The sequence below is a fragment of the Nonomuraea rosea genome, from assembly GCF_039539705.1.
GTDB classification, from domain to species: Bacteria; Actinomycetota; Actinomycetes; order Streptosporangiales; family Streptosporangiaceae; genus Nonomuraea; species Nonomuraea rosea.
On the sequence record NZ_BAABDQ010000019.1, the window covers coordinates 52,153 to 70,714 of the forward strand.

Consider the following 18,562-nt stretch of genomic DNA (forward strand, 5'->3'; position numbering starts at 1 on the left):
TTGTCTTGGTCACATTCTGCCAAGTGAGCGGCTTTCAGCCCCGTCCGACGCGGGCGAGCTGGCGTGCCTGGGCGACGAGTCGGCCGGCCGAATCACGTACCTCGACCTCCTCGTCGAACCATCCGTCGGAGACCAGCCGGCCGCTGCCGAGCAGGGTGAGCCAGCCGGGCGCGGGCAGGGCGCGCAGGTGCCAGGTGAGGTCCACGGTGGGCGCCCAGCCCCGTCCGCCGGCCGAGAACACCACGGGCGGCAGCGCGTCCACGGCCAGCGCCAGCACGTACGGGTCCGGGTCCTGAGGCTCGGTCATCCTGAAGTACGCCCGCGACTCCGGCCTGCCGGTCGGCTCGCCCTTCAGCCAGCCGATCGTGGGCGGGTCGAAGACCAGCTCCATCTGGGCGTTCAGCGTCATGCCCGACTCCGGCTTGGGGCTCGGCAGCTTCAGGCACTCCTCGATCGGCGGCAGCGTGGCCGGCGGCGCCGCGGCGTAGACCGGCTCGGCCTCGTTGAGCGTGGCGGTGGTGATCAGGCTCTCGATCTTCGCCGTGCCGTCCTGCACCAGCGTGGCCCTGGCGAACGCGGCCGTCCGGCCCGCCTTGAGCGGCTCGACCCTGACTTGCGCGGGTCCGGCGACCGGCGCCTTCAGGAACTGCGCGCTCGTGCTCACCGGGTGCTCGAACGGCGCGGCGTCCACGGCCGCACGCAGGATCACGGCCATCAGGTAGCCGCCGTTGAGCGGGCCGCCGATCGAGTAGCCGGGGTCGAGGCACACGTCGTAGGTGTTCTCATCCACCCGGATCGCCTGCGTGGCCTCGTCGAACTTGGTCATCCGCGCCTGCCCTCAAATCTGGAACTATATTCTAGTAGCCACATACTCTACGGCATCCCGTTATCAGCGCGCCTACCTGCGAAAACATGATTCGACTGAGAAAGTTCGATCATGGCAAGTGTCACCGAACTCATCGGTCAGTCCGTATGGGACTCCAATGGGGTGTGGGTCGGTTTCGTGGTGGACATCCGGGTGGTCCGGCACAAAGGCGAGCTCCAGCAGAGTCACACGGTCTACGGCCTCGTCGTCTCGGGCCGGCGCGCGCCGGTCTTCCTCGGCCTCACGCGCGACCGCCAGGGACGCTCCGCGTGGTTCTCGCGGACGCTGGCGCGGCTGGTCTACGCGGGCTGCACGTTCGTGCCGTGGGAGAGCGTGGCGGACTACGGCGGCGGCGAGGTGCATATCGACGTGCTCAGAAATGAGCTCAGCCGGGTCTAATCGGACTTCAGTACATTGCAAGCGCCCGTCTAGCAACATCGGTTACCTTCTCTGTGGTCAAATGTCCACATTGTGAGTTGAGTGATGTCTGCGAATAATCCCCCCTATGGCCAGGATCCTGATCGGACCACGGCGTACAACTGGAATCAGGGACAGCAGCCGGAGCACCCCCAGACGATGCCGCTGTCCCAGCCGTACCCTCCGCAGCAGCCCTACCAGCAGCAGGACCAGCACGGCCAGCAGGACCAGTACGGCCAGCAGTCCGCGCAAGGGCATGGGGGCTATGGTCAGCAGCCGTCCTATGGCCAGCAGCAGCAGCCGTACAACCCCCAGCAGGCGTACGGCCAGCAGCCCTCGTACGGCGCCCAGCAGGGCCAGCAGAATTGGCAGCAGGGCCAGCAGCCGCAGCAGGACCAGTACGCCCAAGGCGGCTGGCAGCAGCAACAGCAGCCCCAGCAGGGTTGGCAGCAGGAGCAGCAGGGCTGGTCGCAGGACCAGTACGGACAGGGCGGCTGGCAGCAGCAGGGCCCCGACGGCTTCGGCCCCGGCGAGCCGGCCAAGAAGGGCCGCAAGACCTGGATGATCGCCGCCGCGGCGGCACTCGCGGTGGTCGTGCTCGGCGGCGGCGCGGTGTGGGCCGTCGGCGCCATCGGCGGGGGCGGCACGCAGCCGAACGACGTCCTGCCCGTCAACTCGATCGCCTACGCCAGGATCGACCTGGACCCGGCCGCGAACCAGAAGCTGGCGCTGTTCCAGCTCGCCAGGAAGTTCACGGTCACCAAGGAGAGCTTCTCCGGCGAGGACCCCCGCAAGGCGCTGTTCGACTCGCTCGACGCCGACTCCGAGGGCAAGGTCGACTTCGCCAAGGACGTCGACCCGTGGCTGGGCAACCGGATCGGCGTCGCCGCCGTCCCCTCCGGCAAGGAGGTGCCCGACTACGCGGTGGCCGTGCAGATCAAGGACGAGGCGCAGGCCAAGAGCGGCATCGCCAAGCTCATGGACGGCGACAAGTACGGCATCGCCTTCCGCGAGGACTACGCGCTGATCACCGAGACGCAGCAGCTCGCCGACAAGTACGCGAAGTCCGACGGCAGCCTGGCCGACAACGCCGAGTTCAGCGATGACATGGGCGCGGTCGGCGAGCAGGGCGTGCTGTCGTTCTGGGCCGACCTCGGCGGCCTGATGGAGCTGGCGAAGAAGGAAGTGACGGCCGACCAGGCCGCCTACCTCGACAAGGTCAAGGACGCCAGGTTCGCCGGCGCGCTGCGCTTCGACAGCGCCTACGTCGAGCTGGCCGGCGTCGTACGGGGCGCCAAGGGGATGACCCCCGAGGGCGATCTGCCCGTCGCGAACATCGGCACCCTGCCCGCCACCACGGCCGGCGCCCTGTCGATCTCCGGCCTCGACCAGATCGTCACAAAGCAGTGGGCCGACATCGAGAAGCAGGCCACGGCGGCGGGGGCGGCCGAGGTCAAGCAGCTCTTCGAGTCCGCCAAGACGCAGTTCGGGCTGGAGCTGCCCGGCGACCTGGCCACGGTCGTCGGCCAGAACTTCACGCTCGCGGTGGACAGCGAGGGCCTGGACGGCGACCAGATCAAGGGCGGCGTCCGCGTCGTCACCGATCCGGCCAAGGCGCAGGCGATCGTCGACAAGGTGCAGCAGGCGCTGACCTCCAGCGGCCAGCCCGCTCCGCAGATCGCCAAGGTGGCCGGCGACGGCGTGTTCACCGTGGCGACGACCGACGAGTACGCCAAGAAGCTGGCGGAGGAGGGCACGCTGGGCGACTCGGAGACGTTCAAGGCGGCGATCGCCGACGCGGGCGACGCCAGCTACGCGCTCTACGTCGACCTGGACAAGGTCGAGAACCTCTACCTCAAGTCGATGCAGGGCGATGACAAGGCCAACGCCCAGGTGCTCAAGGCCATCGGCATGAGCGGCAAGCTGAGCGACACCGAGGCGACGTTCTCACTGCGGCTCCTCGTCAACTAGCAGGAACGGGCGGCCGGTGTCGACACCGGCCGCCCGTTCGCCTGTCGTCCTCAGGCCCAGAGCTGGCCTTCGAGCCGCTCTTCCGCCTCTTCCAGGGTGCCTTCGTACGCGCCCGTGGACAGGTATTTCCAGCCGCCGTCGGCCACCACGAACACGACGTCGGCGCTCTCCCCCGCCTTGACCGCCTTCGCGGCCACGCCGAGGGCCGCGTGCAGCGCCGCGCCGGTCGAGACCCCGGCGAAGATGCCCTCCGAGGTCAGCAGCTCACGGGTGCGCCGCAGCGCGTCGGCGGAGCCGACCGAGAAGCGGGTGGTCAGCACGGACTCGTCGTAGAGCTCGGGGATGAACCCCTCGTCCACGTTGCGCAGCCCGTAGACCAGCTCGCCGTAACGCGGCTCGGCGGCGACGATCTGCACGCCGGGCACCCGCTCGCGCAGGAACCGCCCGACGCCCATCAGCGTCCCCGTGGTGCCGAGCCCGGCCACGAAGTGGGTGATCCCGGGCATGTCCTCCAGGATCTCCGGACCGGTGCTCTCGTAGTGGGAGCGCCAGTTGGCCGGGTTTCCGTACTGGTAGAGCATCACCCAGGACGGGTTCTCGGCGGCCAGCTCCTTGGCGACGCGCACGGCCTCGTTGGAGCCGCCGGCCGCCGGTGAGGAGATGATCTGCGCGCCCCACATGCGCAGGAGCTGCCGCCGCTCCTCCGAGGTGTTCTCCGGCATCACGCAGATGAGCTTGTAGCCCTTGAGCTTGGCCGACATCGCGAGCGAGATGCCGGTGTTGCCGCTGGTCGGCTCCAGGATCGTGCAGCCGGGCGTGAGCAGCCCGTCCTTCTCCGCCTCCTGGATCATCCAGAGGGCGGGCCTGTCCTTGATCGAGCCGGTGGGGTTGCGGTCTTCGAGCTTCGCCCAGATCCGCACGTCGGCGGCGGGCGACAGTCTCGGCAGCCCGACGAGCGGCGTGCGGCCGACCGAGTCGATCAGCGAGTCGAACCGCATGTCACCCGCCGGCCACGGCCGGCAGCACGGTCACCGTGTCGCCGTCGGACACGGGCGTGCCCAGGCCGCCCAGGAAGCGCACGTCCTCGTCGTTCAGGTAGACGTTGACGAAGCGGCGCAGAGCGCCCTGGTCCACCAGGCGGTCCTTGATGCCGGGGTGCTGCGACTCGAGATTGCTGATCAGCTCGTCGAGGGTGGCGCCCTCGGCGTCGACGGCCTTGGCGCCGTCGGTGTAAGTGCGCAGGATGGTCGGAATGCGAACCTCGATGGCCATCGCGGTCAGTCTCCTCAGGTCAGGTCGTCGTCCCATCGGCAGCAACGCCGACGGCTGGATGCGGATTCCGCCTCAGCGACAGTCGTAGACAACGACGGCGGGAGTGTGCGCGAAGAGGAAGCTCTGCACGGCCCGGACCATCATGGGAGAAACCTTACCTCTTCCTCCGTGACCACCCCATCGAGGATCCGGTACGACCGGAACTCCACCTCGTCCTCCTCCTTCGTGGAGACCAGGACGTAGTGGGCCTCGGGCTCGGAGGCGTAGGACACGTCGGTGCGCGAGGGGTAGGCCTCGGTGGCCGTGTGGGAGTGGTAGATCACGACGGGCTCCTCGTCGCGGTCGTCCATCTCGCGCCAGACCCGCAGCTGCTCCATCGAGTCGAAGCGGTAGAAGGTGGGCGAACGCTCGGCGTTCTCCATCGGGACGAACCGCTCCGGCACACCGCCCTGGCCCGCGACGACGCCGCACGCCTCGTCGGGGTGATCGGCCCGGGCATGAGCGACGATCTTGTCCACCAGTTCCTGCGAGATCGACAGCATGCCCGGAAATTACCAGAGGGCCCGTACCAGGCTGTCCTGGAGGTAGGTCAGCCAGTCGTAGGTGACGAAGGCCGGGTATCTGGGGTCGTCCTCGGACATCAGGGCGATCTCATCGTGGACCTCCTCGGTCACGTCGAGCTTGATGCCGAGCGTGAGGCGGATGTCGTTGAGCGCGCGCAGCCACGCCTGGGCCTGCTCGGGCGTGAGCTCGGCGCGACCCGACGTGGCGGTGTCGAAGACGGTCTGCGCGTCGGCCCGCTTGCCGTCGCGCAGGGTGGCCTCGGTGTAGCGGCGGAACTCGGCCGCCTCCCCCTCGTCCTCGTACGCCGAGGGGAACAGCCGCGCCAGCACCGGGTCCGACGGCACCGCGGCGTCCCCGATGCCCAGGGCGCGCTCCAGCGGGTCGTCGCTCGTCTCGCCCGGCGAGACCAGGCCGAGCATCATCGAGACCAGCGAGCGCAGCAGCGACACCTCCGCGGCCTCGAACTCGGCGAGGACGCCGCCCTTCTTGCCCTTCGAGAACCCCGAGCTCACCGGTGCCGCCTCACTTGACCGAATCCGGCTGGACCGTCGCCCAGAGGCCGTAGGAGTGGAGAATCTGCACATCGCGTTCCATCTCTTCACGTGTGCCGCTGGACACGACCGCCTTGCCCTTGTGATGCACGTCCATCATGAGCTTCTCGGCCTTCTCCTTCGTGTAACCGAAGACCGATTGGAAGACATAGGTCACGTAGGACATGAGGTTGACCGGGTCGTTCCAGACGATGGTCACCCACGGCAGATCGGGCCGGACGTCCGATGACGGACGCTCAACGGAGATTGGAGCGGTGCTACCCACATCCCCGAGTCTGCCCTATCTGAGCCGTAGTCTTCGAGTCGTGACAATGACCATGAGCACTGCGTTGCTCACAGATCACTATGAGCTGACAATGCTGCAGGCCGCCCTCCGGAGCGGGGCGGCGCACCGGCGCGCGGTTTTCGAGGTGTTCGCCAGGCACCTGCCAGGTGGGCGGCGTTACGGGGTTGTCGCCGGCACGGGACGTGTCCTGGACGAGCTGGACGGCTTTCGCTTCGGTGAGGAGGAACTCACCTACTTGCGCGAGAACCAGGTCGTGGACGACGCCACTCTGGCGTTTCTCGCCGATTACCGGTTTTCCGGGAACATCTGCGGCTATCGAGAGGGCGACCTGTACTTCCCCGCCTCCCCGATCATGGTCGTGGAGGGCACGTTCGCGGAGGCCGTGCTGCTGGAGACCATCGCGCTGTCGATACTGAACCACGACTGCGCGATCGCCTCGGCCGCCTCCCGCATGGCCAACGCCGCGGGTGCCCGGCCGCTCATCGAGATGGGCTCGCGCCGTACGCATGAGAGGGCCGCCGTGGCCGCCGCCCGGGCCGCGTACATCGCCGGCTTCGCCTCCACCTCCAACCTGATGGCCGGCCGCCTGTACGGCGTCCCCACGGCCGGTACGGCGGCGCACGCCTTCACGCTGCTGCACGACTCGGAGCGGGCGGCGTTCGAGGCCCAGATCGCCACCCTCGGCCCTGAGACGACGCTGCTGGTGGACACCTACGACGTGGCGGAGGCGGTGCGCACGGCCGTCGAGCTGGCCGGCCCCAAGCTGGGCGCGGTCCGCATCGACTCGGGCGACCTGGCCGCGGCGGCCCAGGAGGTCCGCGAGCAGCTCGACTCGCTCGGCGCCTTCAACACCCGCATCCTGGTCACCTCGGACCTGGACGAGTACGCCATCGCCGCGCTCGCCGCCGCCCCCGTCGACGGCTACGGCGTGGGCACCTCCCTCGTGACCGGCTCGGGCGTCCCCACGGCCGCGCTGGTCTACAAGCTGGTGGCGCGGGAGACGGCCACGGGCAAGCTGGAGCCGGTGGCCAAGCGCTCGGTGGGCAAGCCGTCGCGCGGGGGCCGCAAGGACGCGTACCGGCTGATGGACGAGGCCGGCCACGCCGACACCGAGCTGATCACCACCGGCGGCGTCGCCCCCGAGGGCGGCATTCCCCTGCTGCACGAGCTCGTACGCGACGGGGTGGTCGTCGGCAGGGAGCCGGTGAGCGCCGCCCGCGCCCGGCACGCGCAGGCCGTCGCCACGCTCCCCCAGGACGCCCTGCACCTGGGCAGGGGGTATGCGGCGATCCCCACGGAATTCGCCTGACGTATCGTGCTGTCTATGGGCACCGCGTTGATCATCGTCGATGTGCAGAACGACTTCTGCGAGGGCGGCAGTCTGGCCGTGGCCGGCGGCTCCGAGGTGGCGGCGGCGATCACCCGCCACGTGGCCGAGCACGGCTACGACCACGTGGTGGCGACCCGCGACTACCACGTCCAGCCGGGCGACCACTTCTCCGCCAGGCCCGACTACGCCTCCACATGGCCCGCGCACTGCGTGGCCGGCACGCCGGGGGCGGACTTCCATCCGTCGTTCGACGTGGCCGGGGTGGAGGAGGTCTTCAGCAAGGGCTCGTACGCGGCGGCCTACAGCGGGTTCGAGGGCACGTCGGGAGACGGGGTCTCACTGGCCGACTGGCTCAGCGAACGCAAGGTGCACGAGGTGGACGTGGTGGGCATCGCCACCGACCACTGCGTGCGGGCCACGGCGCTCGACGCGGTCAAGAACGGGCTGGCGGTGCGCGTGCTGCTGGATCTGACGGCGGGCGTCTCGCCGACCACGACGGAGGCCGCCCTGGCCGAGCTGCAGGACGCGGGGGCCGTCCTGCGCGGAGCGCCCGTCCTCGGCTGACACGCCGGGCGGCCGCCTCCTCCCTCCCCGATCACGGATTCCGCTGATCGCGAAGAGTACATGGTTCGCAACTCTGCGATGATGTGATATCCAAGAGAACGAACCCTCTCCGACATCGGAGTAATACGGAGAGTCAACTGTTCTCTGACTCGCGGGAGTTCTCCATGCTGGCGCTCTCTCTTGGTGTGGCCTGGCTTCTCCTCGCCCCGCTCAGCCTGTGGCTGCTGGTCAAGGGCAGCAACCGCGAGCGGGCGGGCGCGCTCGTGACACTGGCGCTGCTGGAGTGCGGCACGATCGCGATGGACTCCACCGTTCGCCCGGCGATCCCGTTGCAGCCGGTGGTGGCGCACGCGCTGCCGGCCGATCCGCTCTCCTGCGAGGCGGGGCTCCCGATCCCCCAGTCCGCCACGGCGGGCAGGGAGCTCGTGCTGACGTGGGCGGCCGGGCCGCGCGAGTGCGGCACCGCCGAGGTCGTCGTCCGCACCAGGGGCAGGAAGCTGCTGGTCTGGCTGCGCGAGAGCCCGGGGCTCGACGAGCGCAAGACGCCGCTCACGCTGCGGCACAAGGACGTCTACGCCCTGCCCGTACGCGTCGAGGACGGCGTGGCCTCGCTGGCCGTCCCCCTTGACGGCAAGCCCGGATACATCCCGATAGACGGCCGCACGGGCCGCCGGATCCCGGCCTCCGTGAGCCGCTAGCGTTCAGGTGTTCGCGACGGCCATCCGCAGCGCGTCGTCGAGCCGCGCGAACACCTCGAACGCGTGCCGCAGCCCGGTGATCGACAGCACCCGCGCCATGACGCCATGCACGCCGCCGAGCAGCAGCCTGGTGCCTCTGGTCTCGCATCGCTGCATGATGCTGATGAGCTCGTTCATCCCCATCGAGTCGCAGAACGAGACCTCGCCGAGGTCCACGATCAGAAAGGGCTTGGGGGGAAGGTCCCATATGCGGTGCAGATGCTCTTTCAGCACCGGGACCGCGTAGACGTCCAGCTCGCCGACGAGCGTGATGATGATGGCGTTTCGAGAGAGGCCGGAAGTGACGCTCAGCGTCGGCTTGCCGGTGGCCTCAGACGACATGGCTTTTAGTCCTTCTGCATATCCCAAGACAGCCAAGAGAAATTGTTGCCGCTCCTGCCGGGCTTCTAACCGGAGGCCACTGCTCTGTGACCAAATGCGCAGAGTCACGCAACGTGACTCTTACTCTCATCCGGGTCACCGTTCCGTCCGGCCCGCGCCTGACCTGGGGCGGGACTCTACGCGCGCAGCGCTGGGGGGTGGCGCGCCGCGCGCGACGGCGGCCTCAGACTGTTCCGAAGGTGATCAGATAGGCGACTACCAGCACGGTGAGGATCACGAGCAGCGCGCTCGTGCCGGTGACCACCATGACGACGTGGGTGCGCCTGAGGAGCCCGCGAATGGCCGCGAGCGACAGGGTGATCATGGTTGCCAGGATGAGGAGCGTCACGTGCTTGGTGTCGGGAAGCACGACGGAGAGGTGGGGGATGAATGGAGCCATGGATGCCCTCCCTGCTTGAACGGAGACTTCCGCGCGGGATGCCGCTCTGCTCGGACGGGGCTACGTGGCTGTGGCCATGTGGTCACCTCCGATTAAATTAACTGAAGTTCAGTTAGATTCCTTATGTACTTCTTACCCTTAACTAAACTCGCTATTCGCGCCCTCTGGCCACAGCCGTCTGGCTAGACTGGAGTTTCTTGTGGCTTCATCGCCGCACGTTGCTGTTTCGTTAGGTCCTAGCTGCAGATTCTCGATGGACTCCGCCGCCGGGCGGATGTTAACTAGACTTCCCTGAAGTTCATACGAGTGAGGCTGGCATGAGCGTCGACGATGACGCGCCGAGACGGATCACGCTGGCGGGCCGGTTGCGTGAGCTCCGTGGCCACCAGTGGCCTGATCTGCCGATCACCCAGGCGCAGCTCAGCTCCGCGCTGGAAGTGAGCGTGCCGCTGATCTCATCCTGGGAGTCGACGCGGACGAGCAGCATCCCGCCCTCACACCGGCTGGAGACGTACGCGGCGTTCTTCGCGACCCGGCGATCGGTCGCCAATGGGCAGGCCCGGGTGCTCCCGCTCTCCGAGATGACGCCTGAGGAGGCCGACGCGCACGGCACGCTGCTCGCCGAGCTGACCCGGCTGCGCAACGAGGCGCTGCGGCTCCAGAGCTCCGGCGGCCCCGTACCGGCGCAGGTCTCTTCGTACGAGGGCCCGCTGCGGTTCGGCGACGGCGAGCCGATCACGATCATCTGCTCGCAGGTCCCCGCGGAAGACCGGGCCAAGATCCCGTACGCGTCGCCGCTGACGCCCGACTACATCGAGCTCTACCGATACTCCGACCTCGACTCCCTGTTCGAGCTGCACGGCCACCTCCGGGCCGCGAACCCCGGCAGCCTGGTCACCGTACGATCCGCGGAGGACCTGCGCTCCGACGACCTCACCACCCATCTGGTGCTGCTGGGCGGGGTGGACTACAACGAGGTCACCGAGTCCATGCTGGCGCGGATCGACCTCCCGGTGCGGCAGGTGGCCGACTGGGACAAGAAGGACGGCACGTACTTCGAGGTCCTTGGGGGCGGCGACACGGGCAGGCATCACCCCGTCGTCAAGGGGACGGGCGACAAGCAGCGGCTGCTGGAGGACGTCGCGTTCTTCTACCACGGCGTCAATCCCGACAACGTCGAACGCACGTTGACCATGTGCAACGGGATGTACGGCAGGGGTGTCTACGGAGCGGTCCGCGCTCTGACCGACGAACGTTTCCGCCAGCGGAATGCCGCGTACCTGCGCGCGCGGTTCGGCGACGCGAAGTCGTACGGCATCCTCACCCGGGTCAGGATCGCCGGCACGGTCGTCGTCACGCCCGACTGGACGCTCGACTTCACGCGGCTCCACGAATGGTCCGGGCCGGCCCGTGGAGACTGAGACAGAACGCGTGAGCACCGAGCACCACCACGGCTCCCACCGGCATCTGGTGGATGTCTTCCCTTCGGACTTCGCGCCCGCGCGGACCGGCGTCGTGGACGCGATCATCGTGCCCACGATCAGGCATCACCGCTGGCTACGGCACGCCACCCGGCTGGCCGCGGCGCTCGGGTGCCCGCTCGTGTCCCTGCACAGCCGCAACTGGAGCAGCGCCGAGAACGCGGCCATCCTGATGCCGCACAACGTCCGCTTCATCGCGATCGACCTCGGCAATCCCGCCTGGCTCAACCTGCCCGATTTCGAGACGACGGCGCTGGTGAAGGCCACTCCGTTCGTCCGCATGACCGACCTCAGCTCCAAGCGCAACATCGGCCTGCTCCTGGCCCGGCTGATGGGCTGGCAGCGCATCATGTTCCTGGACGACGACATCGAGGTCGGCGGGCACGAAGAGGTCGCGCGGGCGGCGGCGCTGCTGGACACGTACGACGTGGTCGGCATGAACATCGGCGGCTATCCGGACAACTCGGTGGTGTGCCACGCGCACCGGCTGACCGGCGGGCGGCAGGACTCGTTCGTCGGCGGTGGCGCCCTGGCCGTGGAGACGACCAGGAGCCCTTCGTTCTTTCCCAACGTCTACAACGAGGACTGGTTCTACCTGCTGGGCGAGACCTCGTTGCGCAGGCTCGCGGTGACGGGGAAGGTGGCGCAACGCCCGTACGATCCCTTCGACCGGCCCATCCGCGCTCGGGACCAGGAGCTCGGCGACGTGCTGGCCGAAGGCGTCTACTGGCTGCTGGACGACGACTCCAGCGGGGGCTGGCGGGCCGCGACCGACCCGGCGCACTGGCAGCGGTTCCTGGCCAGGCGCCGTACGTTCATCGAGGACGTGCTGCGCCGCGTCAGACGGCTCCCGTCCGGGCCAAGCCGTCAGGCCATGGAGAGCTCGCTGCTGGCCGCGTTCGGCCGGCTCAACCGGCTCGATCCGGAGTTCTGTGTCTGCTATCTCAAGGCGTGGATGGTGGACCGTCACCAATGGGCGGCTCATCTCGCCAAGATTCCACAGCTCGATTCGGGTGCCGCTGACGCGATGAAATGGCTGGTCAAGGACGGTGCGAAGCAATTGCGGTGGTGGTCGTCGGTCAATATGGCCCGTTGATTCGCGCGCGCGTCAACCGGGAATCTGGTGTCCGTGGGGGCACTCGAAATACGCCAGGCCGTCCATTCCGAGCTTCCTGCCATGGTTCGGTCACTCGGCCAGTGGGCCTATTTCTCCGACCGCCTGACCAGGCAGGAGGCCGGGCACGGGCTGCTTCTCGTCGCCTGGGACAGGGGCCTGGCGGTGGGGGACGTCTATGTCTGGCTGGCGCCCGCGGAAGAGCCTGAGTTGCGCGTTCATTTACCCGGCGTCGCGCTGCTCACGCATCTGGAAGTTCTGCCGCGGCGGCGTAACCGGGGAATCGGGAGCGAGCTCTTGTGGTCGGCCGAGGAGCGGCTCTACGCCATCGGCCACGAACAGGTCGCCCTCGGGGTGGGGCTGGACAATGACGCTGCTCAGCGGTTGTATCGCCGGCTGGGATACGTCGAATGGCCGTATGGGGAAGTGGCCACCACCGAGGTCGTGTATCACCCGGACGGAGGGCACGAGTTGCGGCCGGAGTTATGCCGCATCATGGTCAGGCAGCTCGGCGAGGACCATTCCGAGAAAAGCGACGACCGCCACGCCGGTTGAGCGTTGACGCGGACTGCTGAGGGATCCTGAAACGCCCGCGAGCCCGTATCGCCGGGCTCGCGGACATTCAAAGGTCAGCGGCGTTGGGTGGCCCAGCGGCGGATGGTGCCGATGCGTTCCTGGATCTGCTCGGCCGTGGCCTGCGCGATCGGCGGCCCGCCGCAGGCGCGGCGCAGGTCCGCGTGGATCACGCCGTGCGGCTGCCCCGTACGGTGGTTCCAGGCGCCGACCAGACCGTTGAGCTCGCGCCTGAGCTCCGCGATCTGCTCGTGCGGCGCCAGCCGCTCCTGCGGCTCGTCCGCCACCACCTTGCGCTTGGCCGCCTGCTGGTCGGACTGCCGCTTGCGGAGCAGCGTGGCCACCTGGTCGGGCTCCAGCAGACCGGGCAGGCCGAGGAAGTCCTCCTCCTCGGCGGAGCCGATCTCGGCGCCCGTGCCGAACTCGCCCCCGTCGAACAGCACCCGGTCGAACGTCGCCGACGTCTCCATCGTCTCGAACGGCAGCTCGTCGCCGAGAACGTCGGGATTGTCCTTCTCCCGGTTGGCCTGCTCCAGCAGGCTGTCGTCGAGCCCGTCCTCCGGAGGCTTCCTGTTGAGCACGTGGTCGCGCTCCACCTCCATCTCGTTGGCCAGCCCCATGAGGGTGGGCACCGAGGGGAGGAAGACCGAGGCCATCTCGCCGCGCTTGCGGGCCCGCACGAAGCGGCCCACCGCCTGGGCGAAGAACAGCGGGGTCGAGATCGAGGTGGCGTAGACGCCCACGCACAGGCGCGGGATGTCGACGCCCTCCGACACCATGCGTACGGCGACCAGCCAGCGATCCTCGGACGCCGTGAACTGCTTGATCTTCTTCGACGCGCCCGGATCGTCGGACAGCACCACCGTCGCGCCCTCGCCGGTGATGTTGCGCAGGTGGCGGGCATAGGCGCGGGCGGTCTCGTGGTCGGTGGCGATGACCAGGCCGCCCGCGTCGGGAACGCCTCTGCGCACCTCCGTCAGCCGGCGGTCGGCGGCCTGCATGACCTGGCGGATCCAGTCGCCCTTGGGGTCGAGCGCGGCCCGCCACGCCTGCGAGAGCTGGTCCTTGGTGAGCGGGGTGCCCAGCGTGGCGGCGATCTCGTCGCCCGCGCGGGTGCGCCACTTCATCTCGCCGGAGTAGGCCAGGAAGATGACCGGCCGGACGACGCCGTCGTCGAGGGCCGGGCCGTAGCCGTAGGAGAAGTCGGCGATGCTGCGCTTGAAGCCCTCAGCGTCCTCCTCGTAGCCGACGAACGGGATCGGGTTGTCATCAGACCTGAACGGCGTGCCGGTGAGCTGGAGCCTGCGTGTGGCGGGCTCGAACGCCTCGCTCACGCCGTCGCCCCACGACTTGGCGTCGCCCGCGTGGTGGATCTCGTCGAAGATCACCAGCGTCCTGCGCGCCTCCGTGCGCGCCCTGTGCAGGGCGGGATGCATGGCGACCTGCGCGTACGTCACCGCGACCCCGGTGTAGTCGCGCGACGTCGTGCCCTGGCTGTTCTTGAACTCCGGGTCGATGCCGATGCCGACCTTCCCGGCGGCGTCGGCCCACTGGCGCTTGAGGTGCTCGGTGGGCGTCACGACCGTGACCGCTTTGATCACCCCGTTGGCGAGCAGCTCGCTGGCGATGCGCAGGGCGTAGGTCGTCTTGCCCGCGCCCGGCGTCGCCACGGTGAGGAAGTCACGCGGCTCGCGACTGAAGTAGAGGTCGAGCGCCTGCTGCTGCCAGGCGCGCAACTTCTGGGCGGTGCCCCACGCGGCCCGGTCAGGATAGGAAGGCGAAAGGTGGGACGCGGCGAAGGTGCTCACCGCATCACCTCTGGGATTCGTGTGCTTCGCTCTCTCACAGTGACCCAAGAGTAATCGGGCCCACCGACAAGACGTGCCGTGAGCCGTGGATTCTGGCCAAGGTCTTTCTCACGTGCTATGCCGCTTATCGGATGCTCGTCATGACCGCATCAAGCGCCTGCCTGCGGGTGTTCTCCTCGGGCTGGAGCAGTCCGACCAGCAGGACGGCCCGGCCGTCACGAGTGAGCAGCATCACTCGGAGGAAGGCCGGGCGGTTGACCACGTCCTGATATTCCGCCCGCATCGCCCGGGTGTGTCCCTCGGGAATCTGCTTGTCCTCGACGACGGTCACGCGGTCGCCCTTGAGCAGCAGCCTGGAGTACAGCTCCGCCGCCTCCGCCGTGGCCTTCTTGACGTTCTCGACCGGCCCGGGAACCGGTCTGGCCATCACGAGCCCGCCGCTCCCGTCCCTGATGACCGAGGTGAACCCCGTCACCGGCGCCACCGGCCCCGCCTGCCACCCTCGCGGCAGCGCCACCGTGATCCCGGCCAGCGAGTCGCTCAGCCGTGCCGTCTGCGGCGGCGCAGTGGTGAGGCGCAGCACCACCACGGTCGCCCCCGTCACGAGCCCCGCCGCGGCCACCAGCGCCACCAGCACGCCCGCCCAGCGCCGCAGGACCCGTCCACCGCCCCGGCGTCGCTCTCCTGGGTCGGCGGGGGAACCGTGCAGGCGGGCCGAGGGCGGCAACGAGTCCCAGGAGGCCGGGACCGTCACCTCGTCATCGCGCTCAAGGCTCCGCTCCCGTCCCCGGTCGCGCTTGGGGCCCTGGCCGAGGCTCCGGGCCGGCGCGTAGGGAGCCGCCCTGCGGATCCGCGGGTTCCACGGCTCCTCCTCCTCGGGCTCCAGGTCCATCGGATGCGGCGCCCGCGGGCTCTCACGCCTGCGCCACCCCCGGTCGGGCTCCGCCGGCTCCGGAAGCCCCCAGCCGAACTCTCCGCCGTCCGCCTCCTGGCGTCCCCATCGGGACGGGGGCGACGTCTCGGGAGGGCTTTCCGCGTCCGGCCCGGGCTCAGGCTCGGGAGCCGGGGCCGGGGCAGGGGAACGTTCCCGGTCGCGTTCGTACGGACTCACGCGCTTCGGCCGCCCCCGCCGTGGCTCCTCGTCACGGCGCGCGCCCCCCGCGGGCTCCGCGTCTTCTGGAGAGGTACGGCGATGCCTGGGCGGCCCCTGCTGAGGCGGCCAGACACGGTGATCACCCTCCATGACACCTCCTGCCCGCTGTCCTATCACTCCTCGCCACGCGGATCCGGCGAACCGTGATCGCTGTGACGGGAGGGACGGAAATCAGCGCGTGCGCCCGGCCAGGAAGGTGGCGGACAACGCGATGGCGGCCATCAGCAGGGAGATGACGACGAACCCGGTGGCGATCTCAGCGGACGAATGCCCGATCAGGTTGACCAGCGCGCCACCCACGCCGATCGCCAGCGCCGACCCGAGCATGTCCGACACCGAGAGCGCGGCGGAGTTCGCCCCCTGCTCGTTCAGCGGCGACTGCCTCAGGGCCGTCACGCTCACCGTGGTCATCCCGAAGCCCATCCCGAACCCGGCCACGATCCACGCCGGCACCGCGATCCACCCGCTCACCCCGGGAAGGACGGACGCCAGGCAGATCAGGATCCCCGCGGCGACGCACCCGGCGCCCAGCCGGATCCTCCGGTACGCCATCCCGTCCTGCTTGCTCTGCAGGTACGACCCCGCCGACCAGCCCAGCGCCCCGGTCGTCAGCGCGATCCCCGCGGCCCCCGCCTCGAACGACTTCACCTCCTGCAACACCAGCGGGATGAACGAGTTGACCCCGAAGAAGGCGGCCGAGAAGAACCCCCGCATCAGCACGGTCGTGGGCAGCCCGCGCCTGAACCGCAGCGCCCCCGGCGGCAGCAGCCGATAGAGCCCGTAGAGCAGGAGCGCCAGCCCGGCCACCGTCTCCACGGCGCCGGACACGAGATGCAGGTGCAGCCGGTCCACCCCGTACAGCAGCAGCCCGGCCCCTCCGGCGGCGGCCGTGGCGGCCAGCGTCATGGCCAGCGGCCTGGACCGCGGCCCGCCCGAAGGCTCCGCCTGAGGAGCGGAGCCGCTCATCCGCAGCGCGGGCAGGAGCATGGCCAGCGCGGGCACCACCAGCGGGATGATCCCGTAGAAGACATAGCGCCACCCCCACTGCGTCCCCACGAACCCGGCCACCGCCGGGCCCACCATCGCGGGCACCACCCAGGCGGCGGAGACGGCCGCGAACGCCTTTGGCCGCACGTTCTCCGGATACACCCGTGCGATCATCACCAGCAGCGCCACGATGGACGCCCCGGCCCCCAGCCCCTGCACGGCCCGGGCCACGAGGAACAGCGCCGACGTGGTGGCCGCCCCCGCGAGCGCCATCCCGGCCACGAAGAGCAGCACCCCCGTCAGGAACGGCACCGGATAGCCCCGCCGGTCGGACCAGAGCCCGGCCACCACGTTCGCGAACAGGCTGGCGATCAGGAAGGCGGAGAAGCTGATCCCGTAGAGGTTGAGCGCGTCGAGGTCCTTGGCGACGTCCGGCATGACGACGCCGACCGACATGCCCTCGAAGGCGATCAGCGTGATCACCAGCAGGATCCCGACCGTGGCCGTACGGTATTCGGGGCCGAAGATTCGCGGGGGGACGTGGGGAGTGTCGAGTGCTTTTGGTGCTGTCACCCACACATGGTAATTTCTCCCGACATTTAGGCAGCGGGGGTCTGCCGGTAGGCCGCCCACATCTCGTGCATCCGATCCGCCTGTCCCTGCGTGAACTCCGACATGCACCGATCGTGGGCGTAGTCCATGAAGTTGTGCATGGGGTCGGCCCCGGCCAGCGTGCAGGTGTCCTTGTCCGGCGGGCACGCCTCCGTCGGCTTCCCCTCCGCCGGCGTGTCGTCGATGCCGTCGCCGGGCAGCTCACAGCCGTTCTCGAACGTGTGGAACAGCCCGAGCCAGTGCCCGATCTCGTGTACGCCGGTGAAGCCGCGGTTGTAGTTGGTCATCGCGCCGCCGGGCAGGCTGCGCCAGTCGATCACCACGCCGTCGAGCTCGGGTGCGCTGGCGTGCCAGTAGGGGTAGCTGGCGAAGCCCAGCATGAGCTCGCTGAGCTGGGCGACGTAGAGGTTGAGCGTGCCGGCTCCGCCCTGGTGCAGTGCCTGCTTCATGGCGTCCTCGTGGCCGACCGGGTCGGTGAACCACGCGGCGTTCTCCTTGACCGAGATGCCGTCCAGCTTGAACCGGACGCCGGTGTCCACGCCGCCGAAGCCGCCGCCGTACGCGGTGTTGAGCGTGTCGATCTGGGTCTGGACCGCCTGGTCGGAGACCTTGCGCTCGCCCCGGGTGAGGAGGTGCACCCGGGTGGGCACGGTGACCTGGGACGGCGGCGTGATCCCGGCGAGCCGCCTGCCGAGCTCGGCGGTGACCTTGCCCACGTCCTCGGGCCTGGGCGAACGCGGCCCCGGCCCCCGCGGCACCGCCGCACCCGCACGCCCGGACGCGCGGAACCCCGGCAGGCGCCCAGACGCGCGGGACTCCGATGGGCGCCCGGACGCGCGGGACTCCGATGGGCGCCCGGACGCACGGGACTCCAGCGGACGCTCGAAACCGCGGGACGCCGGCAGGCTCGCGCGCCCGGACGTGCGCGACGCCCGCGCGTGCGGGACGGCGGCCCTGGCGCAACCGGCCACCCGGTCCACGCGGGCCGCCCCGGAGGCCGCAGCGGCGGCCCCGGCGGCGGAGAGGGCCGGGAGGGCCGGGAGGGCCGGCGGGTGGAGTGGCGGCGTCAGCCCGGCCGCGAGCAGGCATGCCAAAGAGACGGCGGTCGCACGCCGGGCCATTCAGTCCCCCATGACGATATGAGCTGGTCTGGCTACCGACCGTAGCTCTACGTGGAGGAATTACCGCTCAGCAACACTCACTGCTTGCCGTCGTCGCCCTCGTTACCGCCCGAGGGCAGGCCCTCGTAGATCTCCTTGCACTCCGGGCAGACCGGGTATTTCTTGGGATCGCGGCTCGGCACCCAGATTTTGCCGCACAGGGCGCGGATGGGCGTGCCGGTCACCATGCTCTCAGTGATCTTGTGCTTGTCCGCGTAGTGGGCGAACCGCTCGTGATCGCCGTCGCCGTGCGACGTCCGCGGAGTGGTCTCCTGCTCAGGGAGGATCTTCGTGCTCACCCCATTGAGTTTATGCCCGCCGGCGACCGCCTCCCCA

General features: G+C 69.3%; 21 protein-coding genes. 8 read left to right on the forward strand and 13 right to left on the reverse strand.

Annotated features, from left to right (window positions below):
• Positions 1-34: 34 nt before the first annotated feature.
• Entirely contained in the window at positions 35-826 is a 792-nt protein-coding gene (locus tag ABEA43_RS35855; RefSeq protein ID WP_345568934.1) for a thioesterase family protein, read from the reverse strand.
• A 111-nt stretch (positions 827-937) separates the two neighbouring features.
• On the opposite strand from ABEA43_RS35855, the gene ABEA43_RS35860 reads away from it, so the two are divergent.
• Both ABEA43_RS35860 and ABEA43_RS35865 read left to right on the forward strand, forming a co-directional pair.
• Positions 938-1,264, forward strand: coding sequence for a hypothetical protein (locus ABEA43_RS35860; RefSeq protein ID WP_345568935.1), 327 nt, complete (start codon positions 938-940; stop codon positions 1,262-1,264).
• Positions 1,265-1,348: 84 nt separating this feature from the next.
• Positions 1,349-3,253, forward strand: coding sequence for a hypothetical protein (locus ABEA43_RS35865; protein WP_345569232.1), 1,905 nt, complete (start codon positions 1,349-1,351; stop codon positions 3,251-3,253).
• Positions 3,254-3,303: 50 nt separating this feature from the next.
• Here ABEA43_RS35865 and ABEA43_RS35870 read toward each other — a convergent pair whose 3' ends face one another.
• From ABEA43_RS35870 to clpS, 5 genes are all read right to left on the reverse strand, one after another.
• Positions 3,304-4,251, reverse strand: coding sequence for a PLP-dependent cysteine synthase family protein (locus ABEA43_RS35870; protein ID WP_345568937.1), 948 nt, complete (start codon positions 4,249-4,251; stop codon positions 3,304-3,306).
• Between the two features lies 1 nt (position 4,252).
• Positions 4,253-4,525, reverse strand: a complete 273-nt coding sequence (locus ABEA43_RS35875) for a MoaD/ThiS family protein (RefSeq protein WP_345568939.1) — start codon at positions 4,523-4,525, stop codon at positions 4,253-4,255.
• A 140-nt stretch (positions 4,526-4,665) separates the two neighbouring features.
• Positions 4,666-5,067, reverse strand: a complete 402-nt coding sequence (locus ABEA43_RS35880) for a M67 family metallopeptidase (RefSeq protein WP_345568940.1) — start codon at positions 5,065-5,067, stop codon at positions 4,666-4,668.
• Positions 5,068-5,076: 9 nt separating this feature from the next.
• Positions 5,077-5,601, reverse strand: coding sequence for a DUF2017 domain-containing protein (locus tag ABEA43_RS35885; protein ID WP_345568942.1), 525 nt, complete (start codon positions 5,599-5,601; stop codon positions 5,077-5,079).
• Positions 5,602-5,611: 10 nt separating this feature from the next.
• The gene (gene clpS, locus ABEA43_RS35890) at positions 5,612-5,905 is read right to left on the reverse strand and encodes an ATP-dependent Clp protease adapter ClpS (protein ID WP_345568944.1); all 294 of its coding nucleotides are present in this window, start codon (positions 5,903-5,905) and stop codon (positions 5,612-5,614) included.
• A 46-nt stretch (positions 5,906-5,951) separates the two neighbouring features.
• On the opposite strand from clpS, the gene ABEA43_RS35895 reads away from it, so the two are divergent.
• The 3 genes from ABEA43_RS35895 (at position 5,952) to ABEA43_RS35905 (ending at position 8,518) form a co-directional block, all read left to right on the forward strand.
• The gene (locus ABEA43_RS35895) at positions 5,952-7,235 is read left to right on the forward strand and encodes a nicotinate phosphoribosyltransferase (RefSeq protein WP_345568946.1); all 1,284 of its coding nucleotides are present in this window, start codon (positions 5,952-5,954) and stop codon (positions 7,233-7,235) included.
• Positions 7,236-7,250: 15 nt separating this feature from the next.
• Positions 7,251-7,820: a nicotinamidase gene (locus tag ABEA43_RS35900; RefSeq protein WP_345568950.1), complete on the forward strand. Its 570-nt coding sequence runs from the start codon at positions 7,251-7,253 to the stop codon at positions 7,818-7,820.
• Between the two features lie 164 nt (positions 7,821-7,984).
• The gene (locus ABEA43_RS35905; protein WP_345568951.1) at positions 7,985-8,518 is read left to right on the forward strand and encodes a hypothetical protein; all 534 of its coding nucleotides are present in this window, start codon (positions 7,985-7,987) and stop codon (positions 8,516-8,518) included.
• Between the two features lie 3 nt (positions 8,519-8,521).
• Here the strand turns inward: ABEA43_RS35905 and ABEA43_RS35910 are convergent, their stop codons facing one another.
• Together ABEA43_RS35910 and ABEA43_RS35915 are read right to left on the reverse strand one after the other, a co-directional pair.
• The gene (locus tag ABEA43_RS35910) at positions 8,522-8,899 is read right to left on the reverse strand and encodes an STAS domain-containing protein (RefSeq protein ID WP_345568952.1); all 378 of its coding nucleotides are present in this window, start codon (positions 8,897-8,899) and stop codon (positions 8,522-8,524) included.
• 223 nt (positions 8,900-9,122) lie between these two features.
• A complete protein-coding gene (locus ABEA43_RS35915) occupies positions 9,123-9,338 on the reverse strand; it encodes a hypothetical protein (protein WP_345568954.1) in 216 nt (71 codons plus the stop codon).
• A gap of 317 nt (positions 9,339-9,655) precedes the next feature.
• On the opposite strand from ABEA43_RS35915, the gene ABEA43_RS35920 reads away from it, so the two are divergent.
• The 3 genes from ABEA43_RS35920 to ABEA43_RS35930 are packed head-to-tail and all read left to right on the forward strand — an operon-like array spanning position 9,656 to position 12,488.
• Positions 9,656-10,759, forward strand: a complete 1,104-nt coding sequence (locus ABEA43_RS35920; protein WP_345568955.1) for a helix-turn-helix transcriptional regulator — start codon at positions 9,656-9,658, stop codon at positions 10,757-10,759.
• Entirely contained in the window at positions 10,749-11,915 is a 1,167-nt protein-coding gene (locus ABEA43_RS35925) for a hypothetical protein (RefSeq protein WP_345568956.1), read from the forward strand. Before ABEA43_RS35920 ends, ABEA43_RS35925 begins: the two co-directional genes overlap by 11 nt.
• 33 nt (positions 11,916-11,948) lie before the next feature.
• The gene (locus ABEA43_RS35930; protein ID WP_345568958.1) at positions 11,949-12,488 is read left to right on the forward strand and encodes a GNAT family N-acetyltransferase; all 540 of its coding nucleotides are present in this window, start codon (positions 11,949-11,951) and stop codon (positions 12,486-12,488) included.
• A 74-nt stretch (positions 12,489-12,562) separates the two neighbouring features.
• On the opposite strand, the gene ABEA43_RS35935 is transcribed toward ABEA43_RS35930, so the two are convergent.
• The 5 genes from ABEA43_RS35935 to ABEA43_RS35955 all read right to left on the reverse strand — a co-directional run bounded on the left by ABEA43_RS35935 (position 12,563) and on the right by ABEA43_RS35955 (position 18,525).
• Positions 12,563-14,314 carry a DEAD/DEAH box helicase gene (locus ABEA43_RS35935; protein WP_345568960.1) on the reverse strand — a complete coding sequence of 584 codons (1,752 nt, stop codon included), beginning with the start codon at positions 14,312-14,314 and terminating at the stop codon, positions 12,563-12,565.
• A gap of 124 nt (positions 14,315-14,438) precedes the next feature.
• Positions 14,439-15,425 carry a hypothetical protein gene (locus tag ABEA43_RS35940; protein WP_345568962.1) on the reverse strand — a complete coding sequence of 329 codons (987 nt, stop codon included), beginning with the start codon at positions 15,423-15,425 and terminating at the stop codon, positions 14,439-14,441.
• A 213-nt stretch (positions 15,426-15,638) separates the two neighbouring features.
• A complete protein-coding gene (locus ABEA43_RS35945) occupies positions 15,639-17,027 on the reverse strand; it encodes an MFS transporter (protein WP_345568964.1) in 1,389 nt (462 codons plus the stop codon).
• 26 nt (positions 17,028-17,053) lie between these two features.
• Complete coding sequence (locus tag ABEA43_RS35950; RefSeq protein ID WP_345568965.1) at positions 17,054-18,187, reverse strand: zinc metalloprotease; 1,134 nt, start codon at positions 18,185-18,187, stop codon at positions 17,054-17,056.
• A gap of 77 nt (positions 18,188-18,264) precedes the next feature.
• The gene (locus ABEA43_RS35955; protein WP_345568967.1) at positions 18,265-18,525 is read right to left on the reverse strand and encodes a DUF3039 domain-containing protein; all 261 of its coding nucleotides are present in this window, start codon (positions 18,523-18,525) and stop codon (positions 18,265-18,267) included.
• Between the last annotated feature and the right edge of the window lie 37 nt (positions 18,526-18,562).